We start from the raw sequence: 12427 nt of genomic DNA on the forward strand, positions 1-12427 counted from the left end.
GAATGGTGGCGAGTGAACAAGAAATCATTGAAGAAGAATTGGTCTACGGTGCCCTGCGCCGCGAACGGCTCTGGCAACGCCTTGGCCTGATGGGCCTTGTCTTCGGTATCATCGGCTGTCTGAGTGCCGCGGCTGTCTCGATCCTCGATGTCGACCCGCCCCCCGTCGTTGTCCCTTATGATCCCGCCACTGGTTTTGCCCTGCCCGAGGCGTCCGTTGGGGCCACATCCGTCACCGCCAACCAGGCGATCATCGAGGCGGAGGTGTTCCGCTATGTGACCGATCGTGAGGTCTACAATCAGCTCGATAACGATCTGCGCATCCGCAATGTGCTGCGCCGCTCGGACGGGGCCGCCGAGAGCGGGCTGCGCCAGATCTGGAACAGCGCAAATGAGAACTATCCGCCGACCGTCTATGGCCCCAATGCCCGGCTCGACGTGGAAATCCTCAGCATCAACCGGATCGGCACCAACCGCGCCACGGTGCGCCTGCGCAAGCGTCTGACATCATTGGGCGGCACCCAGACCGGCCTCTTCACTGCGACGCTTCTCTTCGAGTTCCGCCCGGAGACCCGCCGCTCCATCGATGAGGTCTGGACCAATCCGTTTGGGTTCACCGTGCTCGAATATTCCATCCGCTCCGACAGATTGGAGAATTAATGCGTTTCTCGAATTCAAATCAAAATACCTTGTCGCCAATGTCCCCAGAGCGCTTGAGCCGCGCGGGTATTGGCGACGCTCCTCGTTCCGGAAACGCATGGTTGATCAATAAGCTCTTTGTTGCTGCCCTATTTGTTTTGCTGCCCGGCCTTACCTTTGCCGAAGCCATCCCGCGCGGTGGCCCAAATGACAGCCGTGTGCGGCTCGCAACATATCAAGAAGGTCAGGTCTACCGCATCAGCGTCTCGCTCACCCATGTCACCACCATCGAGTTTGGAGAGGGCGAAAGCATCCGGTCGATCATTGCGGGCGACACGGAAGGCTTCGAGATCGATGGCGTGCCGGGCGGGCAGGCCTTCGCAATCAAGCCCGTCGCGCGCGGTGTCCATACCAATGTGACCGTCTACACGAATAGGCGCAGCTACTATTTCAACATCGAGGAGGTCCGCAGCCCGACCTTCTACGTGGTGCAGTTCCGCTATCCGGACGACGCTGCGCGCCCGACCCGGGCCATCGCCGCCCAAGCACCGAACTACAATTACGGCGCCAGCGCGCGGACCGAGTTCACGCCAACCCGCATCTGGGATGACGGGACGTTCACGTATTTCGCCTTTCCAAGAAACGCCCCTGTGCCCGCGATCTTCCGCTACGCGGGCGGCCGCGAGCGCACGGTCAACACGCAAACCCCTGAGGACGGCGTGATCCGCGTCAGCGGCGTGAACCGCCAATGGGTCTTGCGCCTTGGCGAAGAGGTGGTCTGCATTGAAGCAACGCCGCCTGCGGGGGTAGGCTCATGAGCGATACCGGGAACACCGAGCTGGAAAAGCGCCTCGCCGCCCTGGAGAAAGGCAGTGCCCGCGCGCCCATAGCGGCGCAGCGCCGGTCGCCCCTTCTCGCGCTGATCGTGGTCCTCGTCATCGGCGCAGGTGGTGCCCTGCTCTATCTCCTCTCACAGCCCGACGAAGAGGAAGCCTTGCCGACGGCCACTCCGGACGTCTTCCAAAACGAAGGGGACGGCTTTGGCGCTATCGAGACCTTGCCCCCGCCCGAGCCCGAGGTTGTGTTTGTCGAACCGGATCCAGTCGAGCCCAACGCGGAGCTTCTGGCGCAGATCACCGCCCTGCAGGCCCAGATCGAGGAATTGCGCAACGCCCCTGAACCGGTCGTCGAGGAAGACACCGCCGCCGCAGAGGCGATCGACGCGCTGACCGCTCAGATCGCTGCGCTGCAAGCTGCATCGGAAGCCGCACAGCAGCGCTTCCAGGATGAACTGACGGCGCGGGATCGCAGCCTCGAGCAATTGCGCATGGATCTGGAGCTGGTCCAACTCGAAGCCAATCGCCCGCAACCCGCCCCAGCCGGGCCCTCGGAAGACGAGCTGCGCGCACGCGAGCAAGAGCGACTGCGCCGCGAGGAAGAAGCCCGGCGCATGGCCGAGCTGGAGCGCCGCGCCGCGGAGGAACGCGCCTTCCAGGAGCGGCGTATCGCCTCGCCCACCATCGCTTTTGGCGGTGCCTCCGGAGCGAATGAAACGGCTCTGACCGAACGCACTTTTGGCGAGGTGACGGATTTCGTGCTGAACGGTGCGTTGCCCTCCACCGTGACGCAGGCCGAGGTGATCGCCAATCCCTCCAACACGATTCTACAGGGCACCATGATCCAGGCCGTCATGGAAACTGCCCTCGACAGCTCCCTGCCCGGCCAGACCCGTGCCGTAGTATCCGAGGATGTCTACAGCGTCGATGGCGCGCGCCTCTTGATCCCCCGCGGATCCCGTCTCATCGGGCGCTACCGCGCCGGCGTCGATATCGCGCAGCGCCGCGTGACGATCGCTTGGGACCGGATCATCCTGCCCGCGGGCCAGACCGTCCAGATCAGCTCCTTCGGCGGTGATGAACTGGGTCGCTCCGGCGTCACGGGGCTCATAGACACGCGCTTTGCCGAGCGTTTCGGGTCGGCCGCCCTGATTTCGCTGATTTCCGCCGCACCAAGTGCCGCCGCCTCCGAGGTCCAGGATGAGACTGCCGCCGACGTTCTCGAAGAAGTGGGGGATGATCTGGCAGATGCGACGGACAGCGTCATCGGTGATTACCTCTCCATCGGCCCCGTCATCTATGTCGACCAGGGCGCCCGCGTCACGGTCATGGTCGACCGCGATCTGGAGATATTCTGAGCCCATGTCGCTGAGCTATCTTGAAACCTCGCTCGACCGGATCGACGCCGCCGCACGCAACGATGTCATCGAGATCTGCATCAACCCCGACGGGACCTGCTGGGGCGAATTCCAGGGCGATCATTTCATGCGGGCGTTGGACCAGAGGCTGACGGACGTTCTGGTCAGGGACCTCGGCAACCAGATCGCCTCCTCCGCCAACACCACCATGAGCAAGGACCGGCCCATCGTCTCGGTTTCGATCACCTACAAGGGTCGCCCGATCCGCGCACAGGTCATCACCCCGCCTGCCGTTCTAAACGCCATGTCCATCAGCCTTCGGTTTTTCTCGAGCCTGCCTCTCGAAGGCATCGCACTCGATTTTCTCTATGGCAAAGAGCGCAAGCTCGAAGACCTGCGCGTCGAAAAAAAGCGCGCCTTGCGCGAAGTGGTGGCCGCGGGTTTGATCGATGATGCGCTGGCCTTCTGCGTCGAGAACAAACTCAACATGATCGTCTCGGGTGGCACCTCCACCGGCAAGACCGTCGCCGCACGCAAGATCCTCTCTCACGTACCGGCCGAGGAACGCATCGTGACCATCGAAGAAGCCGCCGAGCTTCTGCCGACCCAGCCCAATGCCGTGACCCTCATCGCCAATCGTGATGCGGAATTCCAGTCGGCCGACGTGCTCCTCACCGCGACGCTGCGCATGCGCCCCGACCGGATCATCCTGGGCGAGGTGCGCGGCAAGGAGGCCATGACCTTTCTGGAAGCCATCAACACCGGCCATGGCGGCTCCATGACCACGCTGCATGCCGAAACCCCGCAATTGGCCGTGCAGCGGCTCGCGATCGCGGCACTCAAGACCGAAATCCCGATGACCTATGCCGACATGATCCAGTACATCGAAAATTCCATTGACGTGATCATCCAGGCCGGTCGCCATGACGGCAAACGCGGCATCACCGAATTCTACCTCCCCGGCGCAACTGAGATTGGAACTTCCCCATGAAAACCTTTGAATATGACATCCTGTTCTTTCCGGTGAAGAAGCAAAAGGACTACGACGAGGTGCGACGTGCTTTGAATGAGCGCGGCGCGGAAGGGTGGGAGGTTATTACCGCCGAAGCCGGCGACTACGGCTACACCACTTTCTTGAAGCGTGAGACTGGTACAATGAAGACGGCATCGGAATGACACGGGCTATTGCAGTCGCTGGCCTGCTCTTGATCTTTGGCACAACTGCTGGCGTAGCCGAGCGGAACCTGATCCCGACGCTCGACAACCACCCAAATGTTTGCCCAGACCAGCCACCTGAGCCGAAGTGGATGCAGAACATCAATGTGCGCGAATCCTATAAGCGCCTTTTGATCCAACAGATATATCGGGCTCAAAGCATGGAGCGCGTCGTAGACTCGCAAAACTGCGACTGTCCCACACGGTATCCAACTTGGGAGGACGCCGTACGCTTCTACACAGAGCGCTATGCTTCATCTAAATACTGGGACGTTGTCGAAGCGACGTCCGAATACCGACGGCAGGCAAATGAACTGCGCCGCGCCGCCATGCCAATCTGCGTAGCAGCTGGCAACTGGTAGCAATCCATGAGTGTCGTCACCTACTTCGTGGAAACGTCCGAAGGGTATCTAGATACCGCTGCCGAAACTCAGTTTGGTGCGGTCGCAGCAACGGTCGGTACGTTGCTGGTTCTGGGCACAACACTAGTTGTCATTCTGGTCTTCATCAACATGATCTACCAGTATCGCGCCATGGACGGCCGAACTGCCTTTTGGCTGGCCGTAAAGGTCGGACTGATAGGGGTCTTCGCGGCCAACTGGGTCCAGTTCAATGCGCTTGCCTCAGCAATACTGAACGGAATCGACAGCATTGCCGGGGCCCTTGTGGCTTCTGTCGGCGGCGGATCACCTGGCCCGTCCGGTACCTTTGCAGAGGAATTTGACGAATTGATTGCAGCGCTCGGGGACTATCTGAATGCTGCGGGGTCCGAGCTGAACTGGATGGCCGGTGCCTTGTTGGACACACTCGGGGTTCTGCTGCTCTCGATTCTTGGCGGGTTGGCGGCGTTCATTGTTGTGGCGTCCCGGCTCATGATCGCTCTGCTAATTGGCATTGCGCCAGTGATGATTTTCTTGACCCTGTTCGAGGTGACCAAGGATTATTTCGCGCGCTGGTTATCCGCGTTCATTTCATTCGCGATGTATCCGATCGTCGTCGCCGGAGTGTTCGCGACGATCACGGGGGTCTCTCGGGCGCTTCTTGCCGAGCTTGGCGACCCGGAGGGAGCCTCGAACATAGGGGCCCTTATCCCATTTTTCATGATGGTGCTGATGGCAAAGGGTTTCATCATAGCAACGCCTTTCTTGGTTCGTGCGATTTCCGGAAACATCATGATGCCAGCGCTCTCTGCCGGGTTCGGTGGCAGCTATGCATTTGCCCGAGGGCTGGCAGGTAGCCAACAGGTTTACAACCGTTACGCCATCGGTGGTGCGACGGGGGCGGAATACGCAGCCCTGCGCGCGCGCCAATTCTTCGGCGTGCAAGCCTTGCCGAGCCGGCCAAATACTGCTGGAGGGCCAACTGCGGCTCGTCCGGGTGACGCAACCGGAACAGGCGCCCGAATGCTGGCACAGCTTTCGAGACTTGGTAGGTTGGGCAGGCGGTGACAGCCAGGTGCCAAAAACTTGCCAAAACTGCAAAGGTTTCGCCGCGGGTTTTTGTCATTGCTAAACGGTTGATCCCTCGCGACACAAGGCACGTGGCCAAACACGACCGTTTCTGCCACAGGCGGAATCGACAATTTTAGCACCGTGCCACGGCCCTGCGCATCGCCCGATTGCCAACTGGCTCAGGCTCTTCGCCGGGGTGTTGCCCTTCACCTTTCCAGTCGTCTGACCAAAGCCAATCTTCGAAATAATAGAGCCAAAGGTAAGTCCACGGAATGATGGTTTGGTCGATCCGCTTCCGCGCGTCCCATTCCCTGGCACCTGGAAGATAAAGACAAAGGCGCAGCGGATCTCTGTAGACGTGAGGCAAAGGACGCCCTGCCGCCAGCAACTCCAGATCCGGGTCGTCTATCTGAACACCGGGCGTTTGACCCAGCTGAAGCGTGATAGTGGCAAGGTAGGAGCGCGCCAAGGCGGTCGGTTGTATAGGCTCTTGCCATGTCAATTTGTTTGCGCGGACCTGCCCCACACCACTGATAGCCGGGCTTGCCTTCAGGAACAGCAGCTGCTGCGACAGGGTCAGGTCGTATTGCCCGCCTCGTCCTATCATCAATCACCGAAGAACGTATTTGTGGGCACGGTCGTTGATGCTGCGACCTTCGATGTCGTCAGCCCGACCACAGGTGCGACAGAAAGCAGACCCGATTTGCGACCATCCGACACCGCATTGACGCGGTTGCCGAGAACCCGTCCGGTGACACCGGAACCGAACGAACGCTCCATGTTCAATGACACACGGTCCTGACCAACAGCATCGCGAAGGACTTCAAAGTCGGACAGAGCTTGTGCGTGCCACGCATAGAATGCTGGTGCCCGGCGTTCATCCTTGTTCCAATTGTCGGCGAAGTTTTCCCCGTTGGTTGTCTCGTTCAGGATGGCATAGCCCCGCCGTCCGTCCAGAATGGGGCGGTCGATGAAGTGCGGCATCATCCGGATCGTTTCGACCAACAGATCCATTTCGTCATGGAAGACGTGGTTGCGCACGCAATAGGCATAGGACTGCATCGCAAGGGTGGTAATGATAACGGAAATCGGGGCCACGTCTTGCGTGTTGTTCTGATAAAAAACGTCGCGGTGCCGTTTGAGCAATTGCACGATGCGGCGCAGGATGCCTTTCACTGCTTCTCGGACGGGGAACGGCTCCACCGTCGCCTCGTCCCGCTGCATGGCGATAAACTTGCCCACAAAGGTAGGCCGGAGTGCGGCGCGCTCATCGAACAGGGTCTTGTAGGCCCGCGGGTTTGTCGGATGCCATTCCTTCAGAGCCCGGTCGGGCACCAATTCGCCCCGGTTGCCGCAGACCGGGTTTGCTATCGTCGGGGATAGGTCGAGGTGGAAGTCCCCCGCATAGTTGAGACGCCAACAACGCTTTTTTTCTTCGAGAAGGCGCACATAGGTGGCGTGTTCCTTGAGCCGGTTTCCAACCGCCGCCTTCAGGGTCGCTGGTGAGATGCCGGACGCGATACCTGCACAAAAGCAGATCAGATCGACATCGAATTCCCGCCGCCCGATTGGCTTCACGGCCGTTCCAAGCGCACTGGACCCTTGGAGATAGACCAGAACACTGACGAGTAGGGGATCAGTTGAACCGGACAGCCAGTCTCCGACGGCACCATAGCTCTGGCGCGCACGATCAAACTGGGTTTCGGTGAGGTCCAGATCCTCGCCTATCTCGTCCAGGATGGTGAATATCTGCGTGCGCCGCCGAATATCACTGTCGGTCAGCGGCTGTCGCAACATCTGATTCATGCCGCTTTCTCCTTGAGTTGATAGACCGGCACGAAGGTATCGGCAGGCTGGGTGAAAAAGATCGGGGTCAGGTGGGGCTTTGCTTTTCGGGCTTCTGACATACCGAGGCCCTTGAGGCGGCCGATCTTCGTGGTGTCATCCAAGGTAAAAAACCCGCTCGGGACAGACGGCGAAATGCGGTAGATGCGATCCCCATCGTAAGGGTGTCCCGTCAGAAGTTTTGCCATGCCGAGGGCGCCATGTGATTGCCCATCCGCGTAAAGGTTGAGGACTTTGAGGCCGAGTCCGGCAAACCCTGGACTTTCGGGCAGCATGTAGACTTCGTCCAGACACCCCAGGCTCAGAATGCGCAGGTCTGACGGATGCCACCCCAGAAGAGTGATGGCTTCGACGACAGCAATGGCTGTGGGATTGTTGGCCCATGTCCCGCCATCGGTCAGGCCAATATCATCAGCAGTGCGATGTCGCTTGAAATACGTAGGTGCCGCTGCCGTAGCCAGGGCGGCATCAAGCGCAGTCTTGCGATAATCGGTTTGCAGGCGTGTGTGATGCGCGGTCTTGTAGATATAAGGGCTGCGGAGATCGGCATCCCACGCCGGGATCACCAACCGGGTCTGTGATTGCCCGATCAGATCGTTGTTGAGAACGGCCTTGAGTTCACGGGCAAGAATTGCCGCATCGTGCTTTGGACCGACTACGTGCCGACCTGTGGCGGTGAGGGTGCGCCATGCCTGCCGTATCCTCCCCAGCGGTTCATCATCCGCATTGTCCTGACCGAAGATGACAGGCCCGCGACGCTCGTAAAGCTCGAGCAGTTCCTTTGCCGTGCGGCCGAGGCCAAGGCCGAGTGCGATGATGCCACCCGTCGATGTGCCCGCGATGAGATCGAAATAGCGCCCAATGGGCTGGCCCAGATCTTCCTCGAGCCCCGCGAGGAATGCAGCGGGCATCGTGCCCTTAATCCCGCCCCCGTCGATGGAGAGGATGCGACGTATCTGCCTGTTGTTCCCACCGTTGCTCATCCTGACATCCATTCCGCTTATGCTCTTCAGCCTTTCGGCGGATACGGGTCCTTGCCATAGGTGTTGCGCTCGCGGATGCGACCGTTCTCGCCGTGGATCAGCATCTCGCTGCCCTGACGAATGGCGGATTCCCGCGCGGCCGTGATGGCCTCGCGCTGCGTGCCGTGGACGGAAGACGCGCGGGAGTTACCCGCCCCCTTCACTGCCCAACCGCTTTCATGCGGCACAACATGCTGATTTTTCTTAGACATTTCAAGCCTCACGTGTCGATTTCGGTTGACGATGCGACAACCTTGTATTTAAATATACAGGAAGAAATGGCGTTTATCAACCACAACAATAACCGCCGGGAGAGGATCATGTTCGGACAAAGACTCAGGCTTGCCCGCAAGCGGGCGGGTCTATCCATGCAAGCGCTCGCGGAGCGCGTAACCCCAAGCGTGTCAGCGCAGGCCATCAGCAAATACGAGGCGGACAAGATGATGCCGTCCTCGTCGGTGCTGGTCGGCCTCGGCAAGGCGCTCGGCGTGTCACTGGACTTCCTGCTCGGCGGTCAGGTCGAAGCTCTGGAAAGCGTCGAGTGGCGAAAGAACTCGACCGCCTCGGCGCAGGATCGCGCGATGGCGGAATCCATCGTCATCGAGAAGCTCGAAGACTATCTCGCCATCGAGGACATCCTCGATATGCACCCCGCTGAAGACCCCTTCGCCGCGCTGCGCGTGGACATGGTGGCCGATGAAGAGGCCATCGACTCCAAGGCGCGGGACGTGCGGCGCGAGTGGCAGCTTGGGATCGACCCGATCCCGAGTATGACCGCCCTGCTCGAAGACAAGGGACTCAAGGTCATCGAGGCCGATCTCCCGGAACGCATCAACGGGCTGGCCTGTCATGTCGAACGGGCGGAGGGCGCACCGACTGAGGTGATCGTCGTCTCGCGGCACACCAATGTCGAACGCACGCGCTTCAACCTCGCCCACGAACTCGCGCACCGGATCATCACCGAAACCGGCAATGCCGCACTGAAAAAGGAGCCCTCGATGCACCGCTTCGCGGGGGCGTTCCTCATTCCGCGTGAGCATCTGGAAGAGGAAGCTGGCCGAAACCGTCACGGCATGACCTGGATAGAGATCATGCGGCTCAAGCGCACCTATGGCGTCTCCGCCGCCGCGATGCTCGTGCGGCTCGGCCAGGTGGGCATCCTGTCGAAGAGCGCTGTGGAATATGCGTTCAAGACCTATGCGCGAAGCTGGCGGCGCGAGGAGCCGGAGCCTATCGGTCCAGGCGAGGGCTTTGCGGCCTTCGAGAAGCCGCAGCGCTTCGAGCGCCTCGTCTGGCGCGCGCTCGGCGAGGAGATGATTTCCCCCGTGCGGGCGGCGCAGATGCTCGGGCTCCCCTTGAGCGTTGTCGAACGCGACATCAGGGGGCCTCGTGACCAGTGACCTGTGTTGTCGTCAATGATGCGTCCTGTCTGATCGACTTGAAGAAGGGAGAGTTGCTGCACGTCCTGCTGCGGCTGCCCTATCGCTTCATCGTGCCCCTGCCCATCCGTGAGGAGGAGCTGCTCGATTTCACGGCGCAGGAATGGCGGATGCTCGAAGACGGTGGCCTCGCCACCTACGATCTGCCGGGGGAAGAAGTCGCGCGGGTTTTCGCTCTAAAGCGGGAACATAGCCGCCTGTCGGCCAATGATTGCTTCGCCCTCGTGACGACAACCTGCCAGGAAAACGGCATCCTCCTGACCGGCGACAACCTTCTACGCAAGGTCGCCACCGCTCGCGCGGTGCGCGTTCATGGCGTCCTCTGGATCATCGACGAGCTGCACGCCGCCGAAGCCTGCGATGTCGGGCTTCTTGTCTCCGCCCTGCAAATCTGGCGGGCGGATGAGGCGGTCTTCCTACCCCCCGCCGAGATCGACAAGCGGCTGCGCCGTCTCGGGGCATAATCTGAACAAGGTGGAGATGGCTGGACCCTGCCCACGACGTTCCGAGCGAAAGATCGAACGGTCATGCAAACCAGCCCCTTTTTTCGGCGTCAAAAAGTATCGTTTGTGACATTCAGCGTTACGGAAGCTACGCGCAGGTCGCCATGCCCGCCACCCTATCGCGCAACCAGCCTTTCACCATCCTCCTCTCGCAGCATCGCTTCCATGTCCTCCAAGCCATCGACTGCAGAGCGCATCTGCGCCTCATCAGCTACGCTCGCTGCCTCTGCATCGGCGACCTGGCTTCCAAAATCCATCTCCATCTGGCGCTGTTCCTCGGCGATAACGGTTTGAACGACAGGCGCGGTCTTTTTTGGAGCGACGTCGGTTTGCTTTGACGTTTGGCTGCCAGCATCTTGGTGTGCGGTCTCCACAACGGCGTCAGACCCACCTGGTCCGTTCGAAGGCGGAGTCATCGGCATGGCGCGCACACTCAGCGGCAGCGTGCCCTGCGATCCCCCTCCCCCCGGCTTCGGAAACGGCAACTCGCCTGATTGCGCCGCGTGGATCGCCTTGAAGAGCCGGTCGTCAAAATACTGGATCCGTTTGGCTCGGACCGGCATTTGCGCGTCGATCACCATGACGATCTCATCGAGCGGTAGGCGGCGCGCTTCATCTTCAGGCAACAACGAGCTCTCTTCAGTCCGAGTGGACTGGCTACGGCCCTCGAAGGGGTTCTTGCCGATGGACTGGGATCGCGTGATGACGGTCTTCGTGGTCTTGCCAACCGCCTTGCTCAGCTCTTCGACGGTTTTTTCATCCGAGGGCGTGAGGTATAGCTTCACGCCCGCGTTGCCCTGAAGGGCGCGGCGGGTGTTCTCGCCGTAGATTTCATCGAGGGCGGGGATCGTTTGCGTGACAACGGCCAGGTGACCACGATAGGTCCGCAGGGTCTCGATACTCTCGACCACGATGGGCATTTTTCCTAGGCGATTGAACTCGTCGAGCATGATCATCACTGGCCAGGGCTCGTCTGGCCCGGGATCCTTTTCCTGCATGGCCGAGAGCAGGTCGGAGAAAAACAGCCGGATCAGCGGCGCGAGCGGCTTCACCATCAGCGGCTGGACGACGAGATAGACCGAAAAGGGCTTCTTGCGGATCGTCCGGAAGTCAAAGTCCGACACCGCCGTCGCCTCATCGATGGCAGGGTTCTGCCATTGGTCGAGCCCCGATGTCATCAGGAGCGAGACATAGGAGGTCAGCGTATCGTTGTTGGTCGAAGCGAGCCGCGTGAAGATCAGTTTGGCGGCCCTGTTGTCGACCTCGTGCCCCCGCGCGAAGTATTCCTTCTGCTTGTTCCCACCCGAGGCCGCGATGCGGTAGATCTCGCCCAAGGTGGGGCGCTTGCGCTGGAACGCCAGCAGGCCTGCCGCCACGAAGAGATCAATCCCGCCTTTGAGGAGACCCTGCACCCGGTCATTGTCGCTTTGCAGGAAGAGCGTCGCCAGCAGCTGCAATTCCATCTGCTGGCGCGCGGGATCTTTCAGTTGATAGATGCGCAGGAGCGGGTTGTAACGATGCGTGCGCTTGCCCTCCCAATCGGTGGGGGCAAAGCGATAGACCTTGTCGCCTTGGGTTGCACGATGCCGGGCCGTGGCCTCGAAACACTCGCCCTTCACATCGAGCGTCACGGCGGAGCCTTGCCAGGTCAGCAGGTTCGGAATGACAAAGCCCGTGGTCTTGCCGCGGCCCGTGGGCGCCACGATCAGCGCATGCGGGAAAACCTTCGAGCAAATGTAATTGGCGCGGGAGCCAGGCGTCCCCAGCTTGCCGAGGATGAACCCCGTACCGGGTGCGCCGAAGAATCCATTGGCCTTCATCTCGCGCGCGGTCTGCCAATGGGTCTGGCCAAAGCGTGTCAGAGCGGACCCTGAGAGGGCGAGGCTCAGCATCAGGCCGGCGGCGGCGAAGCTACCGATGATCAGGTGAATAAGTTGCGCGTCCTCCGGACGGCGGTCCAGGATCGCCATGTAGTTCTGCGCGATGTAGGCGAAGTCGATCTCGGCCCCGAAGCCGAGATCCTGGTAGGTGAGCACCGCCGAGGCGATCGTATAGCCCATGGCCCCGGTCACCAAAGTCACCAGCAGGACCCCGGTGGCGATCCGCGCTTTTCCCATGGA

The 12427-nt window shown here is 60.7% G+C and carries 14 protein-coding genes; 9 read left to right on the forward strand and 5 right to left on the reverse strand.

The window, feature by feature from the left end:
- Positions 1–2: 2 nt before the first annotated feature.
- From BSF79_RS12215 to BSF79_RS12245, 7 genes are all read left to right on the forward strand, one after another.
- The gene (locus BSF79_RS12215) at positions 3–659 is read left to right on the forward strand and encodes a VirB8 family type IV secretion system protein (protein WP_090270132.1); all 657 of its coding nucleotides are present in this window, start codon (positions 3–5) and stop codon (positions 657–659) included.
- 101 nt (positions 660–760) lie between these two features.
- Positions 761–1456, forward strand: coding sequence for a TrbG/VirB9 family P-type conjugative transfer protein (locus tag BSF79_RS12220; RefSeq protein WP_090270133.1), 696 nt, complete (start codon positions 761–763; stop codon positions 1454–1456).
- The gene (locus tag BSF79_RS12225) at positions 1453–2832 is read left to right on the forward strand and encodes a TraB/TrbI/VirB10 family type IV secretion system protein (protein ID WP_090270134.1); all 1380 of its coding nucleotides are present in this window, start codon (positions 1453–1455) and stop codon (positions 2830–2832) included. The genes BSF79_RS12220 and BSF79_RS12225 overlap by 4 nt, the downstream gene beginning before the upstream one ends.
- 4 nt (positions 2833–2836) lie before the next feature.
- Positions 2837–3823, forward strand: a complete 987-nt coding sequence (locus BSF79_RS12230) for an ATPase, T2SS/T4P/T4SS family (RefSeq protein WP_090270135.1) — start codon at positions 2837–2839, stop codon at positions 3821–3823.
- Positions 3820–4008 (forward strand): hypothetical protein, encoded by a 189-nt coding sequence (locus BSF79_RS12235; protein ID WP_036562870.1) that lies wholly within the window; start codon positions 3820–3822, stop codon positions 4006–4008. Before BSF79_RS12230 ends, BSF79_RS12235 begins: the two co-directional genes overlap by 4 nt.
- Positions 4005–4409 carry a hypothetical protein gene (locus BSF79_RS12240; protein ID WP_009820226.1) on the forward strand — a complete coding sequence of 135 codons (405 nt, stop codon included), beginning with the start codon at positions 4005–4007 and terminating at the stop codon, positions 4407–4409. Before BSF79_RS12235 ends, BSF79_RS12240 begins: the two co-directional genes overlap by 4 nt.
- A 6-nt stretch (positions 4410–4415) precedes the next feature.
- Complete coding sequence (locus BSF79_RS12245) at positions 4416–5495, forward strand: TrbL/VirB6 family protein (protein ID WP_090270136.1); 1080 nt, start codon at positions 4416–4418, stop codon at positions 5493–5495.
- Between the two features lie 136 nt (positions 5496–5631).
- Here the strand turns inward: BSF79_RS12245 and BSF79_RS12250 are convergent, their stop codons facing one another.
- The 4 genes from BSF79_RS12250 to BSF79_RS12265 are packed head-to-tail and all read right to left on the reverse strand — an operon-like array spanning position 5632 to position 8577.
- The gene (locus BSF79_RS12250; RefSeq protein ID WP_090270137.1) at positions 5632–6105 is read right to left on the reverse strand and encodes a type II CBASS E2 protein; all 474 of its coding nucleotides are present in this window, start codon (positions 6103–6105) and stop codon (positions 5632–5634) included.
- On the reverse strand, positions 6105–7304 hold the full coding sequence (locus BSF79_RS12255; protein ID WP_009815561.1) for a nucleotidyltransferase domain-containing protein: 1200 nt from the start codon (positions 7302–7304) through the stop codon (positions 6105–6107). The genes BSF79_RS12250 and BSF79_RS12255 overlap by 1 nt, the downstream gene beginning before the upstream one ends.
- Positions 7301–8326, reverse strand: a complete 1026-nt coding sequence (locus BSF79_RS12260) for a CBASS cGAMP-activated phospholipase (RefSeq protein ID WP_233486458.1) — start codon at positions 8324–8326, stop codon at positions 7301–7303. Before BSF79_RS12260 ends, BSF79_RS12255 begins: the two co-directional genes overlap by 4 nt.
- 26 nt (positions 8327–8352) lie before the next feature.
- Complete coding sequence (locus tag BSF79_RS12265) at positions 8353–8577, reverse strand: DUF2188 domain-containing protein (protein WP_009815559.1); 225 nt, start codon at positions 8575–8577, stop codon at positions 8353–8355.
- Here BSF79_RS12265 and BSF79_RS12270 point away from each other — a divergent pair.
- Positions 8557–9765, forward strand: a complete 1209-nt coding sequence (locus BSF79_RS12270; RefSeq protein ID WP_245776398.1) for an XRE family transcriptional regulator — start codon at positions 8557–8559, stop codon at positions 9763–9765. The two genes, BSF79_RS12265 and BSF79_RS12270, sit on opposite strands and share 21 nt — an antisense overlap.
- The gene (locus tag BSF79_RS12275) at positions 9762–10268 is read left to right on the forward strand and encodes a PIN domain-containing protein (RefSeq protein ID WP_009815557.1); all 507 of its coding nucleotides are present in this window, start codon (positions 9762–9764) and stop codon (positions 10266–10268) included. Before BSF79_RS12270 ends, BSF79_RS12275 begins: the two co-directional genes overlap by 4 nt.
- A gap of 155 nt (positions 10269–10423) precedes the next feature.
- Here the strand turns inward: BSF79_RS12275 and BSF79_RS12280 are convergent, their stop codons facing one another.
- On the reverse strand, positions 10424–12424 hold the full coding sequence (locus BSF79_RS12280) for a type IV secretory system conjugative DNA transfer family protein (RefSeq protein WP_090270138.1): 2001 nt from the start codon (positions 12422–12424) through the stop codon (positions 10424–10426).
- Between the last annotated feature and the right edge of the window lie 3 nt (positions 12425–12427).

Source organism: Thalassovita taeanensis (assembly GCF_900110775.1).
Classification (GTDB): Bacteria; Pseudomonadota; Alphaproteobacteria; order Rhodobacterales; family Rhodobacteraceae; genus Litorimicrobium; species Litorimicrobium taeanense.